Below are 21,264 nucleotides of genomic sequence, written 5' to 3'. Positions count from 1 at the left end.
TTATTAAATCAAGGGGCAGGAATATGCAGAAAATAGTTCCGCATTTATGGTTTGACAAGGAAGCCATTGAGGCAGCAGAGTTTTACACATCCGTTTTTGACGATTCGGCGGTTACATTTACGAGCCATATACATAACACGCCTTCAGGAGATGTGGACATCGTTGGTTTCAAAATAATGGGCTTCGAATTCATGGCAATCTCTGCAGGGCCATTTTTCAAACTAAATCCCTCGATATCATTTACAATATCATGCAGATCAGCCAAAGAAGTCGATGAATTATGGGAAAAGCTCTCTCTCGATGGAAAAATACTCATGGAACTCGGCGAATACCCCTTTAGTCCAAGATATGGATGGATACAGGATAAGTATGGAGTTTCCTGGCAAATAATCTTCTTTAATGAAATACGCCTAGAACAGAAAATAATACCGCACCTGATGTTCACAAAAGATCTTTGCGGCAAGGCTGAGGAAGCCATGAATTTCTATGTTTCGATTTTTCCCAACTCAAACGTAGAGGAAATATTCAGGTACCAGAATCAAACACCCGACAAAGATGGGACAGTCGCTCATGCTTTCTTTGAATTGGGAGAACAGAAGTTTGGTGCAATGGATTCTGCCCAGTCTCATGAGTTCAAATTCAATGAAGCCATTGCATTCATAGTCAACTGTAAGAACCAAAAAGAGATTGACTATTTCTGGGAGAAATTATCCGCAGTTCCTGAGTCAGAGCAATGTGGTTGGATTAAGGACAAATATGGAGTCAGCTGGCAGATACTTCCAGAAAATATGAACGAGCTGATGTCGAAGAATCCTGAAAAAACAACGCCAGCAATGCTTAAAATGAAGAAGATAGATATTGAGGATCTTAGAAAGGCAGGAGAAGAATATGAAACAGAGGACTAATATGCTAAAAGATTGATGCTGATGAGCTGAAAAAAGCAATGATACCTCGAATGGCCTAAGCATTATATGGTTCAAGGATCCTGCCGGAAATATCTTTTCATATTGCAGGAATAAAAAGGATTGAGAATGAAAAATAAAGAATCTGCTATCAATTTCCTAAATAAAGTTGTTGAAGGAAAAATCGACGAAGCTTATGAGAAGTATGTAAACACGAAAGGGATGCACCACAGCATGTACTTCGCATCGGGATTTCCCGCTCTAAAAAAAGCAATGAAGGAATCCCATGAAAAACAACCTAACAAGCAGTTCATTATCAAGCATGCTCTCGAAGATGGCGACATGGTAGCAGTACATTCTCATATTATTTTCAATCCAAAAGAGCCAGGCATGGCTGTTGTGCATTTATTTCGTTTCAAGAATGGAAGGATTATAGAGTTCTGGGATCTTGGACAAGAGATATCTACGGACTCTCCCAACCACGATGGGATGTTTTAACTAGCCCGACCAAGACTTTTTAATGGGTGACCCCATGGTGTCTTAAAGGAGAAATCCGTGAATGATGGTCCAGTGACCATACAACGTATTCAAACCGTTCAGGAGCGCATAAAGCAAATCATTAGTAGTTAGAGGAGGGCATCCTTTGCATCAGATTATTTAGATCAAGGAAAATATTTAGTAAAAATGTTGTGAATGAAAGGGTATTTAAAATACACAAAAAGGAATATTATTTATCATTTTTCTTGATATATTCAATGGTTTTAATTTAAAATTAGGATTAATTGGAAAAACCATCATAAATTAGGTTTAAAAAGCCATGAAAATTACATCTTAAGTACGCCCGTCTATAGGGCAAAGTGAACAAGTCATTTTTGACTTTGTGTTTTTTATTGTCCAAAACGACATACTTAAGAGTAAATCATGCACTATAAACCGATTCAATTTAAAGATCTAAGTCTTATTTATCCTCATAAAACCTGTTTTCAAGACTTTCGTAGTGAAATCCATGTTGACGATCGCATTGCACTAATTAGCCGTCCTGGCTCAGGAAGTAATTCATCCTTCTATCATTCTTTTTTAGATTCCATTCACATTGAAATCAAATATCAAACTCATCAAAGGAGGATACCTTGTTTCAATGATGCACATTTTTTCGAGGTAATCCATCATGACTAATCGTTTACCTAATCGATTGAGCTCTTTTACGTGGCATTTTTTAAAACCTTATAGAAACATAGTGATTTTATTTATTCTGCTTGCTCTATTAGCTGGGTTTTGGGGGCCGTTTAATAGTTTATTAATTAAGTCTTTCATTAATACTTTGGCCGCAACGACAACTCAGGACATATCCTCTTTGTATTGGATCGCTGGATTACTGGTATTGAACTTTATTGTTTTTGACAATGTAACCTGGCGAACGCTTGGGTACTTGAACTATAAATATGAAGCGGTTATCAAAAACCAAATCATTAGCCAAACGTTTGAGTATGTGTTAGGAGGAAGTACGCAATTTTTTCAGGATAATTTATCTGGGCGAATTGCTGATCAAATTACGACCCTTGCTGATAATCTTGAAATTATTTTGCATCGCGTGTCTGTGGATTTTCTTCGTGGTGCTTCATTGCTGGTGGTTTCATTTATTACAGCCTATTATGTTAATGCCTTGTTTTTTTATATTTTATTCCTCTGGTTCATTGCCTTTGCCTCATTTAGTATTTGGATGTCGGCGCAATTGGTCCATAAGTCTCACGATCATGCCAGCTCCGAATCGCAGCTTTCTGGGCAATTGGTGGATAGCCTGGCTAATCAATCCAATATTCGTATTTTTTCACGAAAAATCTATGAAGTAGAGCGCATGAACCATTTCTTCCGCTTGGTGCAACGAGCTTTTCAAAGAAAAGAACTTTTTATTGTTTTGTTATGTTGTGCACAAGGTGGAATGATTGCGGTAATGATGGGTTTGGCTTCTTTTACTTTAATCCATTTGTATAGCAAAGGTCTTGTAAGCATTGGGGATTTTGCTTTAATTCTTGGAATTTCCATGGAATTGGGCCATATGATGTGGTACACCATGTACCAAGTGGATCAATTTAACCAAGCCTTAGGCAAAGCAAAACAAAGTTTAAATGCCTTAGTGATCCCGCATGAAATTAAGAATAAAAACAATGCATCCCAATTAGTCGTCACTCAAGGGAAAATTGAATTTTCCAAGGTAAAATTTCATTACCAAGGTGGTTATTCTCTGTTCCAAAATAAGTCCGTAACGATTGCAGGGGGACAAAAAGTGGGTTTGGTAGGCTATTCAGGCAGTGGCAAATCCACGTTTGTAAATTTGATTTTACGACTTTATGAGCTAGTAGACGGGGAAATTCTCATCGATGGACAAAACCTATCCGATGTGACTCAAGAAAGTTTAAGACAAGCCATTGCTATGATTCCTCAAGACCCAACGCTTTTTCATCGAAGCTTGATGGATAATATTCGTTATGGCAAGACAGAAGCTTCGGATGAGGAGGTTATTTTAGCTTCCAAGAAAGCCCATGCTCATGAGTTCATCAGTCTTTTGCCAGAAGGTTATGAGACCTTGGTCGGTGAACGTGGAGTCAAGCTTTCAGGTGGTCAGCGCCAGCGCATTGCCATTGCACGAGCCATCTTAAAAAATGCTCCAATTTTAATGCTGGACGAAGCTACATCTCAGCTGGATTCCATTACAGAATCTAACATTCAAGACAGTCTCTGGATATTGATGCAAGGCAAAACAACCCTGATAGTTGCTCATCGTTTATCTACTCTGTTGCAGATGGACCGAATTTTAGTATTCGATAAAGGCCATATTGTTGAAGATGGGACGCATCATGAACTATTGAATCTTGGCGGTTTGTACAAAACCCTGTGGGATGCTCAGGTAGGTGGGTTTTTACCTGAGGAATGAAAAGAAGAGCCCGAATAGTCCATGACTTGACTAACAAAACCTATCAAGAAGTCACGACATTTGTTAATGAAATAGTTCAGCGTATTCAAGAGGGATAATAAATGATGTCAGTCAAACAAAAACAACGACTTATCGAAGTGGTTCCTTATGATTTCAATTGGCCTCTGCAATTTGAGCAAGAAGCAAAGAAAATTAAAAAAGCATTAGGCAATAATTGCATTGAAATTCATCATATTGGCTCCACCTCAGTACCTGATTTAGCTGCAAAACCAATCATCGATATGATTCCTGTTGTTTTGGAGCTCGATAAAGTAGATAGTGCCAATGCTGCCATGCAAGCACTTGGCTATGAAGCAAAAGGAGAATATGGGATTCTTTTTCGTCGCTATTTCCAAAAGGGAGATAATCTACGAACTCATCATGCTCATATTTTTGAGCTTGGAAACCCCGAAATCGAGCGACATTTAAAATTTAGGAACTGGATGAGAGCACATCCAGACGACAGAAAAGCTTATGCGCATTTAAAAAAAGAGTTGGCACATCAATATCCCTATGATATTACCGCCTATTGTTTGGGAAAAGAAAACTTTATTACAGCAATTGATAAAAAAGCTGGGTTTAATGGATTAAGAATGGTTAAGGCATTAACAGCCCGTGAATGGAATAAAGTACGCCATTTCAGACAATTCTATTTTTTGACAAAGCAGGGCTTTCTGACCCTTACACCTGGACTTTTGAGCATGATGCTCATGTTCATTTTGTCTTATTTCAAGGAAGTGGCGACATCATTGGTTATGCCCATCTGCAATTATGGCCACACAAAAGAGCCGCTTTGCGTATCATTGTTATTGATGAGACAAAAAGAAACCATCGATACGGTAGCCGGTTTTTGGCATTATGTGAACAGTGGCTCAAAAGCCAAGGGAATCATAGTTTGCACGTCGAGTCATCACCAGATGCACTAAAATTTTATAGAAAAAATGGTTATATCGATATGCCATTTGATGACCCTGATGGCTATGAAAGTGATGCTCGAGATACTGCGGTAGGGAAAGTATTATGATTTCAATTGAAATGTTTATTAAGACAGGACTATCCAGCATCCCCCTTCCAGTCGATGCCTTATTGGCAAAAACCTGCGTCATTGTTTGAAGCTTATTATCGGAACAACAACACTCAAAAATGGTTGGACTGGTATTAAACGATATAGATAAAACCACTCGCTTAATGGATTCAGATTTTAGCATACACTTTACCGACGTAACATTAAATGAAATCAGAAAGATCTACATTTTCTTCTTTTAAATTCAATAAAGTTTTTACACAGCGCTCAAAATTATTGTTCCTTGGGCGTTCAATGATTGATGTAATTGCATCAATATCTCCATCATTGACTCCATTAAATAACTGCGGATAGCAATTATCAACCATACCCTGAATAATCCTTTTCCATTCTGTCATCTCTTTTTCTATAGGCAGATCAACGTCAGATACGGCATGAAATGAATAAGAAAAGCTATTTCCAAAAACTTTGTCAAAGCTGTATTTAACAAGAGGAAAGTGAAATTGATTTGAAATAATAAAAATTGATTTAGGAAAAAGTTTGTTGTTCTTTATAGTCAAATAACCATAATAGGCGTTACCAAACGTGGTAGTAGATTGTTCCTCCTTATAGATTTTTTCTGCAGGAATTCCTTTTGCAATCAGATAATTTTTCATTGCCTCTGCTTCCGTGGTTTTTTGGCATGGTTCTGGAACCAAAGCCTTGGGCGGCCCATTACCACAAACCAAAATATTATCCTCTTTTTGGTAAAGTAAAATAGCCTTATCTAATCTAGATTGTAAAATGGGCTGTATCGAACAATCCCTATTTAGTGTGTAACCAAGGACAATAATTAATTTAATTGACATAAAATAGATCTCATAATCGATAAATAGCACCAATGTGATTTACTTGATCCAGTATCAAATTATATTCCTGCGTTTGCGCAGCTTAAGGTATTATAAAAAGATGCCACTAGTGTGGAACGGTTAGTGGATCTAAAGCAGCCTGTTACGATTCAGCATTTACTGACGCATACGTCAGGGTTGGTTTATGATATTTATGAGGATTTTTCTGTCAATGATTTATATCGAAAAAATAATTTATTATCACCAGAAAATTAATGAGAGAATGGATATTTCAGCATCATCACCAATTGATAACCCTAATTTCAGGCGAGGTGGATATGGATTGGTATCGACTGTAGAAGATTTTTTTCGCTTTTCGCAAATGTTATTAAATCAAGGTCAACTCGATGGAAAACGTATTTTAAGTCGGAAAACACTCGAGTTAATGCATATGAATCATCTGCCCTCAGAATTTTTACCTATTGGTTTTGCTTCTGATGCAAAATTGATGGGATATGGTTTTGGATTGGGCTCTAGAGTCATGGTTGATGTTGCAAAATCTGGAATAATAGGTTCCGTTGGTGAGTATGGGTGGGCTGGTGCCGCGAAAACCTATTATTGGATAGATCCTAAAGAAGAATTAATTGGGCTGTTTTTCACACAAGCAATGCTTAATTTTTCGATGATACTGCGACACTTTCAGACACTTGTCTATCAAGCGATTATAGATTGAACCAATCATCTTGCATAACACTACTTCGGTGACAATATGCCGCTATTTTCAAGTTTCCTAACAACATGACATACAGCTTTTCTGACTGTCGCTCTTCAAATTAGAATGATCACCTCTCCCCTGATTTGAGAAAGAGCCCGGATATTCCCATTCCATTGATACTATCTTATCAATTTGTTGATAAGCTTGATTGATAGCAGCTAGTTTTTTATCTTTTCCCCTGTTCACTCCTTCGGCACGAATGAACCTAATATCATGAATTCCCAGGAAATTAAAAACAGTCACCAGATAGTTTTCTTGATGATCCATCGCTTTAAGACTTGGTAATATTTCATACTCACCACCACGAGTAGATATAATATAAACTTTTTTCTCACCAGCTAAACCAATTGGACCCTGCTCTGTATATTTAAAAGTTTTTCCCGCTATCATAATCCGGTCAATCCATGCTTTCAAAACCGAAGGGATGGAAAAATTATACATGGGTGCTGCTATAACCAATCGTTCGGCTTCCAGAAATTCATTTAAATAAATCTTAGACAGATTAATTTGATAAGTAGTTTCATCAATCATTGAATTATCAATTGTATTCTTTTCTATGAATTCAAGAGATAAATGGGCGGGATTTTCTTCGACCAAATTTCTGTATTTGATTTCTGATTGATCACGTTCGATAAAATAACGCATCAGCTGCCTTGAAACAGAATGTTGTCCCATCATGCTTGAATCGATAGCTAATGTTTTCATGACTTAATCCAGTATGTTTACCTAGTATAAGTATATAGTTTCTATTTAAAAGATAATTATTATAAAATAACATTTACTGTTGCTTTATTTGCAACAGTAATTAGGAGCCCTGATGGATTTAAATGACATGTATTATTTTTTCACGGTAGTTGAGCATGGTAGTTTTACCAAAGCCAGCATATCCCTAGGAATTAATAAATCGATACTCAGCAGGCGTATTTCCAAACTTGAAAAAACTTGCAGGTAAAATTGTTGTATCGTACCACCCGCTCCCTATCTTTAACTGAATTGGGGCAGGCATTTTATCAGCATTGTCAAAGCATCATGCAAGAATCAGAAGCGGCATATAGGACTATATTACACGTCAGAGAAAAGCCATCAGGACGTATCCGAATCAGCTGCCCCACTTTATTTTCCCAGTTTCAATTTGGTCAGTATCTGATTGATTTTATGCACCAATATCCCGAGATACAAATTAACTTAATCGCAACAGAACGATTTGTTGATCTGAATCAGGAAGGCATTGATGTCGCAATACGATTTCAAACGTATCCCCTAACTGACTCTTCCTTGATTGCAATCAATCTTGGGCCATCTGAACATATTCTGGTTACCAGCCCAGATTATTTAAAATATAATCCACCAGTCATAACCCCTCAAGATTTACCTCAAGCAAAAACATTATTTAAGTCGCGTGCAGATGGTGCATTACAATGGAGCATTAAACATCAAAAAACAGCCCAACAATTATCTATTACCATCAATCCACTAATACAAAGTGATGAATGGCTAATACTAAAAAGAAGTGCCCTGGCTGGTCTTGGTGTTACTGTCATGCCACAAAAATATTGCCAACCCGAACTTGATTCTGGAGAATTAATCAGATTATTACCCGAATGGTCTGTTCCAACAGCAACGCTCTATTTAATTTATCCTTCAAAACGATATATGATTCCTTCTGTTCGACATTTTATTGACTTTATGTCTGCAAGATTGAATAAACCCTAATTACTCTACATCACTGCAATTTTAATTAAATAAAGAATTTTAATATTAACTGAGTTAGAAATGATTACACTTCGTGAACCTTCCGCCCAGGATGAAGCCATATTTGTTTCTACAATGAAAAATAGTCGCGATTTTCATTTTCCTTTTATAACGGCGCCCTGTTCTTCCGAAGAATTTCAAACTTATTTAACTAAAAGCCAACTGGAGAGTGAGCAATATTATATTGCCTGGGATAGCAATCAACAGATTATTGGAGTGTTTAATATCAGTGGTATCATGCATGGTGTCTTTAAAAGTGCTTACTTAGGCTATTATGCATCGGTAGATCATGCTAAAAAAGGCTTAATGAGTCAGGCATTAAAACTTGTCCTTAAAGAGATATTCACTTCTTTAGATTTACATCGAATTGAAGCAAATATTCAACCAGGTAATTCTGCATCCATCCATCTGATAACAAGAAATGGTTTTTAAAAGAAGGTTTTTCTCCTCGCTATTTAAAAGTTAATAATATCTGGCAAGATCATTTTCGTTTTGCATTAACCTTTGAAGATTGGTTAGCAAATCAAACATCTGCCCCCTAGGCGCAGATAAGTACAAAAGCGTTGTCGATCCTTCATCGACAATTGAGTATAATCCCTCATGCGGCAAGCTCCTTTGCTAGTTATTCAAGTTTCCGAAGAACATGAATATACTGCATTTTGCTTGCCGCACTTCTAGTTAGAGTTTGCCAAATGTGTTACTCATTGACGATTTTCTTTGCAAGAAATATCTTTATTTCTTGCGATCTATTAATTATGTATATTTAAAATTAAGTTATTTATAAAGGTCATCTCGATAACATTTAAAACTTATATTTAAATATCTGTAGCGGAAGTAGAAGATAACTTTATGAACTATTATGCGATTTTGTTGACCATTAACCGACTCATTACAAGCTTACTCCTAATACTACTGGTTGCTTGTACGCATCAGCAATCTAATGGTCCGGATCACTATGTGATCAGAGGGAAAACATATTATGTGATGAAGTCTGCCAAACACTACAAAGCAAAAGGAATTGCTTCCTGGTATGGGTCACACGCTCGGAATCAAAAAACATCGACCGGAGAGCGCTACAACATGTATGCGATGACAGCAGCTCATCCAACACTCCCACTTGCTACACGAGTACGGGTCAAAAACCTTAATAATGGCCGGTCGATTGTGGTTCGAATTAATGATCGAGGTCCTTTTTTATCGAATAGGCTAATTGATTTATCCTTTGCTGCAGCTAAAAAACTCGGTATAAAAGGTCTTGCTCCTGTTGAAATTGAAGTAGTTTGAAATTGCTAAGAAATCCATCGCGTTGTGAAATGGGATTTCATATAAACTAAGGTCTATTTGATAAATTTAAACTAGAGAAGAAACCCATGCGAACTCTTTGAAGGAGAAATATATAAAAAATTTTTTAAAAACAATAAATTATGATGTAGACAGGAATCGAACCCACTCACAAAGAATTTAAAGAATTATTTCTTAAATTTTAGACAATTGAAATATTTTCTACAAAAAATTCCAGTATTTAATAAAGGCACAGTGATATGAAATGTTTATAGTTTCACCTTGGATTTACTCATTTTTTTATGTGTTTTTGGGACACAGACAATAATGGATCGTTTTAAGGAAAATGGAGTCATGCTGATCGGTTAGAGCTATCATATTGATAGCAAGGCCAACCAACCTACAAGTCCAGATTTAGGATTAATCAGGCCTAAAGATAAAAACTCGAATCATCAAGGTAGATCTAAGTGTAACTTTAATGCAGAATTGATCTTAGATAGGATTAAATTGCTAACGATGCCCTGAACCTTCATGTTAGAAATTCTATTTTTTGAAATAGTTCTAATTTGATGACATTGGGCTTTTGAAGTTTTTGACAAGCCACTATCATTACTGTTAAGCAGGACTTCAAATGGATAAACTTTATTTACATTTGATGTAATTGGCACAATGGTAATTGTGTTAGCAACATTGTTATTAGCATTATTACTTATAATAAGTACCGGGCGAATTTTTTAGTTTCATCGCCCACTGTAGGATCTAAATCAGCATAATAAATCTCACCACGTTTCATTTTCTTCAAGTCCATCTAAAGATGTATTCTCAAATGCTAAATCAACCTCCTGATTCGCCTCTCTGTAATAAGCTTCAAGTTGCTTTTGTTGCAACAAATAAAGTGCTTCTTTAATAACCTCAGAGCGACTTTTTAGATGATGATCGACAAGGTAATTTTCAATAAATTCACATTGCTGTTGAGGCAAGGAAATAGATAGTTTTTGAACAAGCATAATATCTTCCTCCTTATATTCTTACTTTTAAGAATACCATAAGTAGGAAAAATTTCAAGTGCGCGTCAATAAAAGAATTATTTTCAACGTATAATGAGGAATAGTTGTTAACAAACCGCTTAAGAATTTTAATTATCGCTATATTCTTGAAGACAACTTCTCAATTTTTTTAATGTCAAGTTACAATTTAAATATTTATTTCAAAGAAACAAAAATCAGCGGGAGCGTTTTTATTAAAAATTATTAAAAATCAATAAGTTGTTTGGACGGGGGGATCGAACCCGCTACACCTGATTTTGGCCCAGATCATGATAAACAACGAAAGGCCATCAAAAACCATAAAAAATCATATAGTTAACGTGAATTTTAAAATGATCGTTAATGATTCAATATTTTTCTGAGCGGAGCTTTTATTCACGACCCACTGGAGCCCCGCGGAGCTATAGGCGACATATAAAATTAATAAAATCAACAAGTTATATGTAGGCATCGGGAATCGAACCTGCGACAATTTTTCGTAATCTATTGATATTGCTGCATTTTATTTTTATCCCAACTTTTTTGGGCAGAAAATGGGTAGTTTTAAGCGCGTTTTCGGTGGCCCGAACCATTTGGTGTAATGGATAAATGAAATCCCAATGCATGCAAGATTTCATTAGTATTTCTTAAATAAGGGTTTCCATTACTGGATATCGTTTTATAGAGACTGTTTCTCCCTTTAGATGTTTTCTCAGATAATTTAGTCATACCGCCATGAGCCTCTACTACATTACGCAGCGCTTCCAAAAAACCATCGATATCACCATCATCAAGCGCTGCATTTAAGTATCCAGCTGCCTCAGAGGGTTCTTTTAAGGATTCAATCAAATAATCATGATAATCAATACTCTTAATCATGATTCTCTCCCTTCAAATAATCTTTTAAATATTCTTTTGCCTGCTTAATGTCGCTGCTTTGTGACTTCTTATCACCAGCGCAGAGCAAAAGGACGATCACATCATCCAACTCGCTATAATAAACTCGATAGCCTGAGCCAAATTTAATGACTCCAGCCATAAAATAAAAGGGCAATCGCCATTATCCTTTTGATAAATCTTTATTGTTTTTCTTTTTATTTCTTTCATGTATTAATTGTATCCTTCAGGATACAAAATGGCAAGTTTTTGCTCACGTTTGCTTGCCTGACATACTGATGTTCAAATAATATCGGGTTGATTTGCGTTCACCTGTTTTTCTGAGCAAGTTTTTCTCAACCAAGTCTCGTAAATCCCTTGTCGTGGTGGCAATCGTAGTACCTGAAATACTCATATAATTTTTTGCACTCAAACCACCAATAAATCCATCTGGGCCTGCTCGAAATAAACGAAGCAATACTTTTTCTTGGCGTTCATTAATTAGACCTTGAGCCTTGCGCATAAATCTGACCTTCTCAATGATCCAATGAACCCATGACTTAGTATTTTGTTGTGCGACCATTCCCATCTTCAAAAGGATGAATACTTTCAAACCATAAATGAGCAATACCCGCTCTTGTGAGTGAAAGTAATGGATTATTTCCATTGGGTGATGTATCTTCAAACCACTTTATAAACCAACTCATTTCATCTGGCACAGTTTTTGATGGTGGCGCTACAAAATGGACTTTCTTTGCATAATCAGGACCAGATACAATTTCCATTGGTTCTTCATGCGTGCGATATGCCCCAACCACTTCTATACGATGATCATGCCTCATTAACAACCTGTGCCAATGATATAATGTTTCATGCGTCAATGGTTCATCAATTGTGCAGTATAAATCAACCATCATCATCGCGATACTTCTCTCAGCAGGCGTCGATTTTTTACCATCTACCGACAATCCCAGCTCTTTTTTAATAGATGACTGAACACTATCTCGATTTAAATGCTCACCCTCTATTAAAGAAGTATCCACTGCTTCAGAAGATAACAATTGTACAAATAATTCTTGCTTATCTTCTTTTGAAATGTGCTCAGATGAACCAATAATAACACCTGCACTTAAAATAAATTCGTGCTCATATTTTTCTAAATTGTCTTCATTCCACGTAAAATTCGGCCAATTTTTTAATTGCCAGTTCCAAGCCATGATTAATAACCTTATCTTTTATTAATCATTATATCACTTAAATTTGATTAATAAATGTAAGCTTTATTAATCATTAAAGTAAAATTCAGGATGTTATGTGTATATTTGGGCAGGATATTTGAAATCATCTCCGATAAGTATTAATTTTTGGTGCTTATCGGAGATCAAAACAAATAAAAAGGATTTTTATTATTATTGTCTATGATGATAAAGACATCCTTGTAAAATCGGTTAATAGCGCACATAACCACCCATTAATGCACGGGGAACTATCTGTTATTCATGACTTATATAATAACGGGTTTGATGGTGACCGCAGTAAATTAAGTCTTTATACTGCGGAACCTTGTCCGATGTGTGCTGCGGCAATCTATTGGGCGATAATTCCTAAAGTAATTTATGGTTCTTCGATTGCATTTTCGCATGAGTTATTTGGTCGACAGATTCAGGTTGGAGCTGAGGAAGTTTTATCCAAAACACCAGATTTTTATAGCTGTCATTTACTTGGTGGGGTGATGGTAGATGAGTGTAACCAGCTGTTTATTGATGCAAAGAGACTCAGAGATGGTATATAGACACTAAGCCAGTTTTATTTGATTGGAGGGAGCTTTCAAATTTATTGATAATTTTCGCTCATTTATTCTACTTAACATAAAATCTGCACATGTTTTTACAAATCCATCGAGATCATCCCAATGCTCTTCTTCATCACCTGTACATATTGATTTGGCTCTTTTCATCACAGGTCGGTATTTCGAAGGTAAGCGTTCAATCACCCAGTCAGCTGCATCTGGCTTGGAGCTAATCATATTAGTTTCTAAGGTGCTCCAAATTCGTGCGATGGTTAGCAATACATTTCGAGTATCCTCTTCAAGATCAGCTGCCAGTCTATCCACATCGTTGAGCATAGCTTTTATAAAGTCTTGGTATGGGACAGGTACTAACAATTGTTCAGGTTCTTCTCCCCATAATGTATGACTCTTCAATAAGATTTGAGTGATAATCAAAGCGAGGTCTGGCATTTCTCGACTCTGCCATGGTTCGAAATTTCCCATTTCAAAAGATTCGCGCAGCCACTCACCATATTGGAAATCAAAAAGAGGAGGATAATGCCAAGGGTTTACTGCTGCTTTTTCTACAAACGTCATTTCAATGGGTGGCTTGGTGCCTTTCATGTAAATACCAGATATTTGAAGAAGGTGGTTAGTTAGCTCTATTTTTTCTTCTGTTGTAGTGGAACGGTTTGTTATAACAAATAAGTCAATATCACTATATTTTTGTAAACCGCCAACAAGATAAGAACCATAAAGGTAAACACCCAGTAAATCAGCTCCTAAGACATTTGTTAATATTTCTAGGCACGCACTCAGTTGCTGATTCACAACATTGTTATTAAGCATAAAATAATCGACCATTTTTTAATCGTATAAAAATTTCATCTTTAATGAGGTCAACGCCTCTCAAAAGAGGACTCATTACTTATTTATCTTTGTGTCTCTCATACCTTTCAAAGAGGCCATAATAACATTCCTCAATACCTATGAATTGGAAATTACATTTTTCTAGAACTCTTTTTGAAGCAATATTTTCAGGCTCAACAAATGAGACAATTGTGTCGATATCGAGATGTTGAAATCCTCATTTAGCCAGTGCTGTTACAACTTCTGTTGCATAACCTTTATCCCAGTATTTTTTATGGAATCGATAACCTATTTCTATTTCTGGCTGTAAGTCATAATGTCCAATGTGGAATATGCCAGCTTGGCCAATAAATTCCCCGCTATCGCTTAAGAAAACAGAAGCCATGCCATGGCCATGCTTATCTTGATAGAGCAGAATCATTTCCATAAACCTTTCCATGTCTTTGCGACTCTGTTGTTTCTGGGTAGTATATCGCTGAACTTGAGGATCGGCACGTAATCGAAGAATATCATCAAAATGACTTTGTTCAGTGTAGCTGATGGTTAGGCGCTTGGTTATTAAAAAGTCAGTCATGGATGTGTAATAGGCAACAAATGACTAATGATAACGATGCTATAACGATACTGGCTTTTTTAATATAGCCAATCGGAATTGCCCTATGACTTGAAAGCCTAATGAGCGGTATACATGTGTAGCAGGAGGATTGTTGGTAAAAAGTATTGCATTATCAACTTGGTTCATTTTTGCTCGATTCAAGCAGAGGGCCACGATGACTTTTGCATATCCTTTATTCCTTAATTCTGGTGGCGTATATACTGGGCCAATTTGAACGATATCTTGCATATGAGCATTAAACCCACATAGCGATACCGGATTATTTTGTAGTATAAAACCCATCTATTTTTATTAACGCTTTCATCATTAATTTCATCTAAAACTTCAATTTCTAACTCTGGAGAGGATGTAGCACCTAAAGCTTCAATTTTATAATCAATGAACCATCTTTTGAGTATTGAAATGTCACACTGTTCTATTGATCTCAGCTGAAAGCTATTCTCTTTCGCTTTTTCCGGTACATTTAAATGATTAAGCGAGAGTGAAAATAAGTCTTCTGTGTAATTTATAGCAAATTGTGATGGTTTAATATCTAGAGATTGAATAACAAAACCCGCTTGAGAGTCATCCCCCAATATTCCAGCTATAGGCTTTATTTGATTAGTTTTGTATCTATTAATTAATGCATATAATATATTATTGTTTTCTGCTTGCATCATCAAATTGCCATTCCAATAATGGACCAACACACCATTAATGTTATTGGCATCATCAAATGAAGCCCAGTATTCTCCATGATAAGGAGTATTTTGATATTCAATACCGGAGTGATATAAATTGCTTCTAATGAACATACATGTTTCAACATGGTTATCAAGATAATCATTAAGTATGCCAATATGCGCTTTAGACAGCTTTTGAATATTCATAATAATTGCTAAGTTATAAATGGTTCCAATTGTTTTTATTTACGTAAATGCAGACTTCAGAATCCCTTTCATCTCAGAATCTTCGTTAAAAAACTTTACGAAAAAAGTCTTACTTAATTTAGGATTTTTTTTATTTATTCTCGTGAATTCTGCCGTAAAGCCACACTTCTTATAAAATTCCGGCGCTTGAAAAGCACTGGTCACTAAATTGATATTATTAAACCCCTGGCCTTTAAAATGATTTTCAAGGGCTGACAATAACTGCCTACCATAGCCTTTGCCACGGTAGGCACTGTCCACCCAGATATCATCAACATAAATTTCTGCAAACGCAGTATAGGCATTAATAACGCCAAGAATCTGCTCATTTTCATTGGAAATAACCACTGAAAATCGTTGGTAATTGACATCAATACCGTGCCTTGCTTCATAAGCAATGAGGTCCTTAGTCATTTTTTCTCAGTAGCCTCATCTATTTTTTCAACAAATCTAATCTGGCATTTTCCTTGAGTTTCTAATGGCTTTTGATCTAGGTGTGTACTAACATCAAGCTCCATTGATGATTTCAATTTTTTGTAAACCACAAAACCAAATCATCATCTACTGGAACACTGCTTCCTGGTTTAATCTCTTGATATTGATAAGTTAGACCATACCCATCAGGTGAGTACCCCTTTTTAATATACAATTTTTGTGCATTGCCATAATCGCGGTATAGTCCAACACCCAAGCCAACAACATCGCTGCGCGTTGCGGCCAATTGTTCAGCCATTTCTAGCAGTTGTGATCCAATCCCCTTGTTTCGATATGGAGGAAGCACATTTAGGTCCATAATTTCAGGAATTTTTTTTCTCGGAAAAGTTGATAACAGGAGTCCCATTTTAAAGTGGCATAACCAGCAAGCTGGTCTTTATAAAAAGCCACCCACATAGTCCGTTCATGTAGAGTTTGTTCATGCCAATACAATTCAAACGTCGATTTGGGTTTAGGCCAATGGTGACGTGCAAATTCATCGACCAATTGAGCTATATCCTTTTGGGAAAAAAGGCGTATTTTTATTTGACTCATGTTTAATTCAATCCCACATATTGTAAGTCTGTTCTGAAACTATCTGATTCATTTCTATCTAATAGTCTGATTTTTTGAGTCGATATAGTACATGTCTGCTTAAAGGGCTATCCAGAGCAAGTTTTGGATGATCAAAATCATCATCTGGGTTATGTTTTAAACCAATTTTCTCCATCACACGCCTGGAAGCATAATTATTTACGACAGTGAATGAAACGATTTCAGGGATTTGTAGAACAGTAAATGCATAATGCAAAACTGCACCTGCTCCTTCTGTTGCATAACCTTGATTCCAGTATTTGGAAGAAAGCCGCCAGCCAATTTCAACTGCGGGGGTAAAATGAGCTTCAAAAGATGGCCTCATCAAACCAAGAAAACCTATCATTTCCCCTGTTATTTTTAATTCAACAGCATAAAGAGAAAATCCTTTTTTCTGATGATGTTTCATAATACGGTTGATTAACTCTTCGGTTTCTTCTCGGCTGCCAATTGAAGGTAAATATTCACACACTTTGGGATCTTGATTAACCGCAGTCATGGCATCAAGATCGGATTTTTCAAAGGTGCGTAAAATTAAGCGCTTTGATTCAAGTATTTTCATGGCAAATCTTTAGATGGAGAAGCCAAAAATTTATCATGATAAGGCTATCTGGATCTTGACTAAATATTGTCTTCTTAAAACCCAATGGGGTTGATGCGGATCATAATTTATCGTCTTAATTTCTTCCTGATAATTGCCTACTGTAACACTTGAAATAGTTTTGCGCCAAAAGACAAGTGCTTGCTTATTTTCCGGAATCATGGAAACTTCCCATAGCTCTGGATGCATTTTCCATAGTTCAGAAGCAGCCAAATACCCTAAATCTTTGCCCTGAAACCTAGCAGTAATAAAAAATTCTCCCATATTCCATGCTGTATCCGGATACAGTCCTTTTTGATTTAATAGAGCAAAACCTGCCAATTCATTACCTACTTTGATAAGAAAGGCTTTTCTTGTCGGTTCCTCAAAGTAATTTTTAAAATCAAAGCTTTCATACAGACCATCGGCAGGTAAGGCCCAATCATCCGAAATAAAACCAAAGTTACGTGAGAGCTCGTATACATAAAATCATGCCATATTTTGGATAATAGGATAATCATCCAAGGTTGCTGTCTCAACTTTTAAAGCAGCGTGTAATCCTTTGATTTTCTTAAATACAATTCATCAAACAATGCATTGCGGATAATCAGTTCAGTAGACACTTTAGGGCTCCAGATTAACTCTATCTTTTGGTAAATGAGGAGATGATATCACCAAAAAAGAAACCGAATTTTTGAAGCTGTTTTTACTTTATGGGCTACCCCTGCTTTAATACTGATTCCTTCTTGTTCCTGCAGCACTTGCGCATAACTCTCAAGCTCAATAATCAATTTACCTTGCAAACAATAAAAAAACTGTTCTGTTTCCTGATGATAATGCTTTATCTCACAACTTCCTGCAGGCATCGTTTCATAAATAACAGTAAATTGACCATCATTTTTTAGCCACCATCCATCGCAACTTTGTCCCCATTTAAAATGGGGCGCATTGTTTAATGAGACAGGTTCTTTTCTCACTACCGATTCCAATATAGGCGATTTCAGGCTTTGATTTAAGCAAGAGATTGAATCATCTTTTAGGAGTCTAATATCTGTTGTTGCCTGAAATTCTTTACGCAAAAATAAAAACAGAGTTCTTTTGAAATCCATGTCGTTCAAATTCAAGTTTGAATCCTAATTTTTTATAAAATTCTATTGCTTCCCAATCCATGGTATTTACTGTTGCAAAAGCACAGCCTTTTTCACTGCCATACTTCAATGCCGCTTGCATGAGTTTTGTTCCCCATCCTTGATGCCTTATTTGCTCACTCACCCACAGATTATCGATGTGAAGACCCCCATAGAGTGTTCCACCACTGCAACCACCCACAATGCTATTGTCTGCATCACGAATAAAGCATGCAAAGAAATCTAAAGAGTCGAAGCTCCTTTGTTGTTTGGCATAAGCCTTAATCCCATTCGTCAATATTTGCACATCATCAGGGTCTGGATTTTCTAGAAACGATAATTTAAAAGTCATTGTGTTATTCCACTGTAGGAAGCCAAGCACCATGCTCCACATAATTTGCTTCATCACTTCCTGACCAAGGTGGCATCGTAACGCAAATAAACACCAAATCTGAAGCATCACTTCGGTATTGAAAATGTGCTCCTAAGGGAATATCAATGCTGACTCCAGCGGTTAAAGGAGTAATACTCTCTTTGTCATTCAACTTACGCCAAATAGCACCTTCCCCTGAAAGGACATGCCAAAATTCAGATACTGTTTTATGACGAACTGTTTTGGAAATCGTTCCTGCCTTTAAAGTACAGTGAGCCATTCCACCTAAATGATTATTCATCAGCAATCGAACTTCAGCACCTGCTGGAGATATGTGTTGATACTCTTTGGGTATTTCTTGTGTATTCATTTATTACCTCAATTATTTTCTGCACTCAAAAACAATGCTTTCATCTGTTTCATTAGGCGATGTATGTCGGTCAAAAGCTTTAACCATTCGTACCTCGCTAAAACCAGCCTCAGTAAGTAAATTGATCAAGAAAGAAGGGTCTTGATAAATACGAATTTTGTATTCTTCGATTTCTGCTTGAATGATACGGTTGTTATCAATCAGTTCATATTTACCTATAGAGTAACAAGCCTCTTCATCCAGCATAGCTAATTGGCTGAGTAGGATGATTGTACCATCTTCTTTTGGCCATCTTGTGCCTCTCCATATACCTAATTCTTTAGGAACCGCATGAAGTGTTTCTACTTCAAATACAAAAAGTCCTTTATCTTCCAAATGTTCATAAATAATTTTTAAGGTTTTTTGAATATCCGCCTTTTCTGTGATGAGGCAAAATGAACTACTTGGTATAAAAATTAAAGAATATTTATCAGATTGAATTAAATCTTCAATAAAACCATACCAGACTTTGGGATTAAGATTTTTGCTACTGGCTTTTGCATGCAGCCGCTCTAGCATTGGCTGACTTGCATCAAAGCCATGAACATCGAATCCTTCTTCAGCCAAAGGCAATAAAAATCGACCTGTGCCGCACATAAGTTCTAAAATCAAGCCTTTAGCCTCTGCAGCATTAGCTTCGGTAGAATAAGTACGCTTCTTGTGACGCATTAGGTTTACTTAAATCATAAACTTCAGTACAAAGGCTCAGATAGGTATCCAGTTTTTTCATGGGTTCCTCATTGAAATCCAATACCATTAAATATTCATCATAGAAAGTATCATTAATTTTAAGTGCTATAGGTTCGGTACCATGGCACTTCTTCATAAGAAAAGCCAAAACTTTCTGGAGAGTTCTTCCGAGCATCCAAACGAATTTCTTTCCATAGATGCCAATTTGAATCAAACAATTGTCTAATCTTCACAACATGATCTCCATGACTGTTACAGGATGTCCTTTAAATTCATCCATTCCAATCGGGCACCAACCAAGACGACAGTAATATTCAGGAATGGTAGGATCAAAAGCAAAAAGATAAAGATTTTTAAACTCTAATCTTTGTGCTTCCTCTTTTGTTCGATTAATAAGTTGTCTTGCAATGCCTTGTTTTTGGTGAGTTGGTGATATCACTAACGAACCTAGCCATGGGGTTAACTCAGGACGAATTCCATCATTCGCACGTAAAGAGCACATCCCAACAAGTTTGTCCTCATTAAAAGCAACGAAAGTGAGCGGCAACTGTTCGGTGTTTAAATGATTTCGTAAATTTTCTTCTACACGCAAAATGGGCACATCAGGAACCCAAATTTTTCCTAATACTTCATGCCAAATCTTGGCAAGCTCTGGGATGCAGTCTGAGTGATGTTTTAGATAGTCGATTGTTACCATGTTAACACCTTAAAAATTAACTTATTGCTTTGAAGGTACAGTGTTCTGTTTTCAATATACTCACTATCAATCTTTAGGCAGCAATAAGTATTTTATCATGACGTGATGGTTTGGATCCTCACTGAATCCTGTTTGACTAAAACCCGCTTTTTCATAGCAGCGAATAGCTTGGAGATTATTGACATTTGGATCGACGATTACGGCTTTAAATTGAGTAAAAAATTTTGAAATAAATTGATTAATCAGCAACACTCCTAACCCCTTACCTCTAGCTGTATCGGGTGCAATAAAAAGGTCGATTCCTACTAATTTATTCGTCTGGCATTGTTTAAAAAGCGGATGATTATAATCATCAATACCATCAGGTAAAGAGTTAGCGAGTAAATAATATTGAATGAATCCCAGAGGTGTATTATCGTGGTACACGATAAAACTTGGTACCTGTTCCTTGCCTAAAACTCTGGGTTCGTATTTTTTCTTTATTTCATCAAATGACCAGTTTTTATCTCTAGCATACCAATGCTTGATGGTTGGCTCCTGAAACCAGCGATGGAGTAAGGTTAAATCGCTCTGTCTAAGTGGTTTAAATTCAAAATGGCTCATGCTTTATGCGACCTCGTGTCTAAATCTGTTGACGCATAACGGAAAAATTACGCTTGTCAAAGCAACTAAAATGAGTAAGGTCTAAAACGCTATGAGAAACACTCAAGCCCTTTCAAACCAAT

General features: G+C 36.5%; 32 protein-coding genes and 2 pseudogenes. 11 read left to right on the top strand and 23 right to left on the bottom strand.

The features are described from left to right. The first annotated feature begins 23 nt into the window (after positions 1-23). From LOA_RS01205 to LOA_RS15035, 5 genes and pseudogenes are all read left to right on the top strand, one after another. Positions 24-905, top strand: a complete 882-nt coding sequence (locus LOA_RS01205) for a VOC family protein (RefSeq protein ID WP_025384794.1) — start codon at positions 24-26, stop codon at positions 903-905. A gap of 126 nt (positions 906-1,031) precedes the next feature. Continuing rightward, on the top strand, positions 1,032-1,400 hold the full coding sequence (locus LOA_RS01200; protein WP_042238621.1) for a nuclear transport factor 2 family protein: 369 nt from the start codon (positions 1,032-1,034) through the stop codon (positions 1,398-1,400). A gap of 670 nt (positions 1,401-2,070) precedes the next feature. Further along, entirely contained in the window at positions 2,071-3,834 is a 1,764-nt protein-coding gene (locus LOA_RS01190; protein ID WP_042238618.1) for an ABC transporter ATP-binding protein, read from the top strand. A 101-nt stretch (positions 3,835-3,935) separates the two neighbouring features. After that, positions 3,936-4,382, top strand: a pseudogene (locus LOA_RS15040) (GrpB family protein); the annotation flags it as partial. A gap of 137 nt (positions 4,383-4,519) precedes the next feature. After that, entirely contained in the window at positions 4,520-4,897 is a 378-nt protein-coding gene (locus LOA_RS15035; RefSeq protein ID WP_338010474.1) for a GNAT family N-acetyltransferase, read from the top strand. Positions 4,898-5,100: 203 nt separating this feature from the next. Here the strand turns inward: LOA_RS15035 and LOA_RS13495 are convergent, their stop codons facing one another. Beyond that, positions 5,101-5,745 carry a YdcF family protein gene (locus LOA_RS13495; protein WP_025384791.1) on the bottom strand — a complete coding sequence of 215 codons (645 nt, stop codon included), beginning with the start codon at positions 5,743-5,745 and terminating at the stop codon, positions 5,101-5,103. Between the two features lie 211 nt (positions 5,746-5,956). Here LOA_RS13495 and LOA_RS01175 point away from each other — a divergent pair, with 211 nt between their 5' ends. Further along, entirely contained in the window at positions 5,957-6,457 is a 501-nt protein-coding gene (locus LOA_RS01175; RefSeq protein WP_158422996.1) for a serine hydrolase domain-containing protein, read from the top strand. Between the two features lie 57 nt (positions 6,458-6,514). On the opposite strand, the gene LOA_RS01170 is transcribed toward LOA_RS01175, so the two are convergent. Beyond that, positions 6,515-7,204: an FMN-dependent NADH-azoreductase gene (locus tag LOA_RS01170; RefSeq protein WP_025384789.1), complete on the bottom strand. Its 690-nt coding sequence runs from the start codon at positions 7,202-7,204 to the stop codon at positions 6,515-6,517. Between the two features lie 112 nt (positions 7,205-7,316). Here LOA_RS01170 and LOA_RS15030 point away from each other — a divergent pair, with 112 nt between their 5' ends. The 4 genes from LOA_RS15030 to LOA_RS01155 all read left to right on the top strand — a co-directional run bounded on the left by LOA_RS15030 (position 7,317) and on the right by LOA_RS01155 (position 9,535). After that, a complete protein-coding gene (locus LOA_RS15030) occupies positions 7,317-7,451 on the top strand; it encodes a LysR family transcriptional regulator (protein WP_338010463.1) in 135 nt (44 codons plus the stop codon). Then, complete coding sequence (locus tag LOA_RS01165) at positions 7,442-8,212, top strand: LysR family transcriptional regulator (protein ID WP_238551285.1); 771 nt, start codon at positions 7,442-7,444, stop codon at positions 8,210-8,212. The genes LOA_RS15030 and LOA_RS01165 overlap by 10 nt, the downstream gene beginning before the upstream one ends. Before the next feature lie 60 nt (positions 8,213-8,272). Then, positions 8,273-8,683: a GNAT family N-acetyltransferase gene (locus LOA_RS01160; RefSeq protein WP_238551284.1), complete on the top strand. Its 411-nt coding sequence runs from the start codon at positions 8,273-8,275 to the stop codon at positions 8,681-8,683. Between the two features lie 417 nt (positions 8,684-9,100). Beyond that, the gene (locus LOA_RS01155) at positions 9,101-9,535 is read left to right on the top strand and encodes a septal ring lytic transglycosylase RlpA family protein (RefSeq protein ID WP_025384788.1); all 435 of its coding nucleotides are present in this window, start codon (positions 9,101-9,103) and stop codon (positions 9,533-9,535) included. Between the two features lie 449 nt (positions 9,536-9,984). Here LOA_RS01155 and LOA_RS16105 read toward each other — a convergent pair whose 3' ends face one another. The 6 genes from LOA_RS16105 to LOA_RS01135 form a co-directional block, all read right to left on the bottom strand. After that, the gene (locus LOA_RS16105; protein ID WP_202961903.1) at positions 9,985-10,263 is read right to left on the bottom strand and encodes a type II toxin-antitoxin system PemK/MazF family toxin; all 279 of its coding nucleotides are present in this window, start codon (positions 10,261-10,263) and stop codon (positions 9,985-9,987) included. Positions 10,264-10,311: 48 nt separating this feature from the next. Continuing rightward, the gene (locus LOA_RS01150; RefSeq protein ID WP_025384787.1) at positions 10,312-10,539 is read right to left on the bottom strand and encodes a ribbon-helix-helix domain-containing protein; all 228 of its coding nucleotides are present in this window, start codon (positions 10,537-10,539) and stop codon (positions 10,312-10,314) included. A 582-nt stretch (positions 10,540-11,121) separates the two neighbouring features. Then, positions 11,122-11,436, bottom strand: a complete 315-nt coding sequence (locus tag LOA_RS01145) for an addiction module antidote protein (RefSeq protein WP_025384786.1) — start codon at positions 11,434-11,436, stop codon at positions 11,122-11,124. Further along, a complete protein-coding gene (locus LOA_RS14030; RefSeq protein WP_237758104.1) occupies positions 11,429-11,611 on the bottom strand; it encodes a type II toxin-antitoxin system RelE/ParE family toxin in 183 nt (60 codons plus the stop codon). The genes LOA_RS01145 and LOA_RS14030 overlap by 8 nt, the downstream gene beginning before the upstream one ends. A 96-nt stretch (positions 11,612-11,707) precedes the next feature. Beyond that, positions 11,708-11,956 carry a Fic family protein gene (locus tag LOA_RS15025; RefSeq protein WP_237758106.1) on the bottom strand — a complete coding sequence of 83 codons (249 nt, stop codon included), beginning with the start codon at positions 11,954-11,956 and terminating at the stop codon, positions 11,708-11,710. 37 nt (positions 11,957-11,993) lie between these two features. Continuing rightward, complete coding sequence (locus LOA_RS01135; RefSeq protein WP_237758108.1) at positions 11,994-12,650, bottom strand: Fic family protein; 657 nt, start codon at positions 12,648-12,650, stop codon at positions 11,994-11,996. Positions 12,651-12,793: 143 nt separating this feature from the next. On the opposite strand from LOA_RS01135, the gene LOA_RS01130 reads away from it, so the two are divergent. After that, positions 12,794-13,225 carry a deaminase gene (locus LOA_RS01130; RefSeq protein WP_042238615.1) on the top strand — a complete coding sequence of 144 codons (432 nt, stop codon included), beginning with the start codon at positions 12,794-12,796 and terminating at the stop codon, positions 13,223-13,225. A gap of 3 nt (positions 13,226-13,228) precedes the next feature. Here the strand turns inward: LOA_RS01130 and LOA_RS01125 are convergent, their stop codons facing one another. The 15 genes and pseudogenes from LOA_RS01125 to LOA_RS01065 form a co-directional block, all read right to left on the bottom strand. Next, positions 13,229-14,065, bottom strand: coding sequence for an aminoglycoside adenylyltransferase family protein (locus LOA_RS01125; RefSeq protein ID WP_237758110.1), 837 nt, complete (start codon positions 14,063-14,065; stop codon positions 13,229-13,231). Positions 14,066-14,288: 223 nt separating this feature from the next. Then, a complete protein-coding gene (locus tag LOA_RS13490) occupies positions 14,289-14,645 on the bottom strand; it encodes a GNAT family N-acetyltransferase (protein ID WP_051398890.1) in 357 nt (118 codons plus the stop codon). Between the two features lie 39 nt (positions 14,646-14,684). Beyond that, positions 14,685-14,915, bottom strand: a complete 231-nt coding sequence (locus LOA_RS15020) for a GNAT family N-acetyltransferase (RefSeq protein WP_238551283.1) — start codon at positions 14,913-14,915, stop codon at positions 14,685-14,687. Further along, positions 14,867-15,556 carry a hypothetical protein gene (locus LOA_RS01115; RefSeq protein WP_238551282.1) on the bottom strand — a complete coding sequence of 230 codons (690 nt, stop codon included), beginning with the start codon at positions 15,554-15,556 and terminating at the stop codon, positions 14,867-14,869. Before LOA_RS01115 ends, LOA_RS15020 begins: the two co-directional genes overlap by 49 nt. Before the next feature lie 39 nt (positions 15,557-15,595). Beyond that, on the bottom strand, positions 15,596-16,009 hold the full coding sequence (locus LOA_RS01110) for a GNAT family N-acetyltransferase (RefSeq protein ID WP_042238614.1): 414 nt from the start codon (positions 16,007-16,009) through the stop codon (positions 15,596-15,598). Between the two features lie 112 nt (positions 16,010-16,121). Continuing rightward, positions 16,122-16,376: a GNAT family N-acetyltransferase gene (locus LOA_RS15015; RefSeq protein WP_238551281.1), complete on the bottom strand. Its 255-nt coding sequence runs from the start codon at positions 16,374-16,376 to the stop codon at positions 16,122-16,124. Positions 16,377-16,378: 2 nt separating this feature from the next. After that, complete coding sequence (locus LOA_RS15010) at positions 16,379-16,624, bottom strand: hypothetical protein (protein ID WP_238551280.1); 246 nt, start codon at positions 16,622-16,624, stop codon at positions 16,379-16,381. Between the two features lie 58 nt (positions 16,625-16,682). Next, positions 16,683-17,225, bottom strand: coding sequence for a GNAT family N-acetyltransferase (locus tag LOA_RS01100; protein WP_025384783.1), 543 nt, complete (start codon positions 17,223-17,225; stop codon positions 16,683-16,685). Between the two features lie 33 nt (positions 17,226-17,258). After that, a complete protein-coding gene (locus LOA_RS16100) occupies positions 17,259-17,585 on the bottom strand; it encodes a hypothetical protein (protein WP_025384782.1) in 327 nt (108 codons plus the stop codon). Positions 17,586-17,914: 329 nt separating this feature from the next. Then, the gene (locus LOA_RS15000) at positions 17,915-18,220 is read right to left on the bottom strand and encodes a cupin domain-containing protein (protein WP_238551279.1); all 306 of its coding nucleotides are present in this window, start codon (positions 18,218-18,220) and stop codon (positions 17,915-17,917) included. Positions 18,221-18,314: 94 nt separating this feature from the next. Further along, entirely contained in the window at positions 18,315-18,722 is a 408-nt protein-coding gene (locus LOA_RS14995; RefSeq protein WP_025384781.1) for a GNAT family N-acetyltransferase, read from the bottom strand. A gap of 4 nt (positions 18,723-18,726) precedes the next feature. Beyond that, positions 18,727-19,113 (bottom strand): cupin domain-containing protein, encoded by a 387-nt coding sequence (locus tag LOA_RS01080; RefSeq protein ID WP_025384780.1) that lies wholly within the window; start codon positions 19,111-19,113, stop codon positions 18,727-18,729. Between the two features lie 12 nt (positions 19,114-19,125). Then, a pseudogene (locus LOA_RS01075) lies at positions 19,126-20,075 on the bottom strand (class I SAM-dependent DNA methyltransferase). Next, on the bottom strand, positions 20,072-20,539 hold the full coding sequence (locus tag LOA_RS01070) for a GNAT family N-acetyltransferase (protein WP_025384779.1): 468 nt from the start codon (positions 20,537-20,539) through the stop codon (positions 20,072-20,074). Before LOA_RS01070 ends, LOA_RS01075 begins: the two are co-directional and overlap by 4 nt. A 66-nt stretch (positions 20,540-20,605) precedes the next feature. After that, positions 20,606-21,142: a GNAT family N-acetyltransferase gene (locus LOA_RS01065; protein WP_025384778.1), complete on the bottom strand. Its 537-nt coding sequence runs from the start codon at positions 21,140-21,142 to the stop codon at positions 20,606-20,608. Positions 21,143-21,264 lie beyond the last annotated feature (122 nt).

It is taken from the genome of Legionella oakridgensis ATCC 33761 = DSM 21215, from assembly GCF_000512355.1.
Classification (GTDB): domain Bacteria; phylum Pseudomonadota; class Gammaproteobacteria; order Legionellales; family Legionellaceae; genus Legionella_A; species Legionella_A oakridgensis.
This window is presented reverse-complemented; position numbering and strand designations above follow the sequence as displayed.

Excerpts from the sequence above, each read along its gene's own strand:
- LOA_RS01205 (WP_025384794.1), top strand. The coding sequence starts at position 24 with ATGCAGAAAATAGTTCCGCATTTATGGTTTGACAAGGAAGCCATTGAG.
- LOA_RS01145 (WP_025384786.1), bottom strand. The coding sequence starts at position 11,436 with ATGATTAAGAGTATTGATTATCATGATTATTTGATTGAATCCTTAAAA.
- LOA_RS01115 (WP_238551282.1), bottom strand. The coding sequence starts at position 15,556 with ATGAATATTCAAAAGCTGTCTAAAGCGCATATTGGCATACTTAATGAT.
- LOA_RS01200 (WP_042238621.1), top strand. The coding sequence starts at position 1,032 with ATGAAAAATAAAGAATCTGCTATCAATTTCCTAAATAAAGTTGTTGAA.
- LOA_RS01155 (WP_025384788.1), top strand. The coding sequence starts at position 9,101 with ATGAACTATTATGCGATTTTGTTGACCATTAACCGACTCATTACAAGC.
- LOA_RS01175 (WP_158422996.1), top strand. The coding sequence starts at position 5,957 with ATGATTTATATCGAAAAAATAATTTATTATCACCAGAAAATTAATGAG.
- LOA_RS01125 (WP_237758110.1), bottom strand. The coding sequence starts at position 14,065 with ATGGTCGATTATTTTATGCTTAATAACAATGTTGTGAATCAGCAACTG.
- LOA_RS01070 (WP_025384779.1), bottom strand. The coding sequence starts at position 20,539 with ATGGTAACAATCGACTATCTAAAACATCACTCAGACTGCATCCCAGAG.
- LOA_RS14995 (WP_025384781.1), bottom strand. The coding sequence starts at position 18,722 with ATGACTTTTAAATTATCGTTTCTAGAAAATCCAGACCCTGATGATGTG.
- LOA_RS01110 (WP_042238614.1), bottom strand. The coding sequence starts at position 16,009 with ATGACTAAGGACCTCATTGCTTATGAAGCAAGGCACGGTATTGATGTC.
- LOA_RS13495 (WP_025384791.1), bottom strand. The coding sequence starts at position 5,745 with ATGTCAATTAAATTAATTATTGTCCTTGGTTACACACTAAATAGGGAT.
- LOA_RS15030 (WP_338010463.1), top strand. The coding sequence starts at position 7,317 with ATGGATTTAAATGACATGTATTATTTTTTCACGGTAGTTGAGCATGGT.
- LOA_RS01190 (WP_042238618.1), top strand. The coding sequence starts at position 2,071 with ATGACTAATCGTTTACCTAATCGATTGAGCTCTTTTACGTGGCATTTT.
- LOA_RS01100 (WP_025384783.1), bottom strand. The coding sequence starts at position 17,225 with ATGAAAATACTTGAATCAAAGCGCTTAATTTTACGCACCTTTGAAAAA.
- LOA_RS01170 (WP_025384789.1), bottom strand. The coding sequence starts at position 7,204 with ATGAAAACATTAGCTATCGATTCAAGCATGATGGGACAACATTCTGTT.
- LOA_RS15020 (WP_238551283.1), bottom strand. The coding sequence starts at position 14,915 with ATGCAAGATATCGTTCAAATTGGCCCAGTATATACGCCACCAGAATTA.
- LOA_RS01065 (WP_025384778.1), bottom strand. The coding sequence starts at position 21,142 with ATGAGCCATTTTGAATTTAAACCACTTAGACAGAGCGATTTAACCTTA.
- LOA_RS01150 (WP_025384787.1), bottom strand. The coding sequence starts at position 10,539 with ATGCTTGTTCAAAAACTATCTATTTCCTTGCCTCAACAGCAATGTGAA.
- LOA_RS01080 (WP_025384780.1), bottom strand. The coding sequence starts at position 19,113 with ATGAATACACAAGAAATACCCAAAGAGTATCAACACATATCTCCAGCA.
- LOA_RS01160 (WP_238551284.1), top strand. The coding sequence starts at position 8,273 with ATGATTACACTTCGTGAACCTTCCGCCCAGGATGAAGCCATATTTGTT.
- LOA_RS15010 (WP_238551280.1), bottom strand. The coding sequence starts at position 16,624 with ATGAGTCAAATAAAAATACGCCTTTTTTCCCAAAAGGATATAGCTCAA.
- LOA_RS13490 (WP_051398890.1), bottom strand. The coding sequence starts at position 14,645 with ATGACTGACTTTTTAATAACCAAGCGCCTAACCATCAGCTACACTGAA.
- LOA_RS15025 (WP_237758106.1), bottom strand. The coding sequence starts at position 11,956 with ATGCGCAAGGCTCAAGGTCTAATTAATGAACGCCAAGAAAAAGTATTG.
- LOA_RS01135 (WP_237758108.1), bottom strand. The coding sequence starts at position 12,650 with ATGGCTTGGAACTGGCAATTAAAAAATTGGCCGAATTTTACGTGGAAT.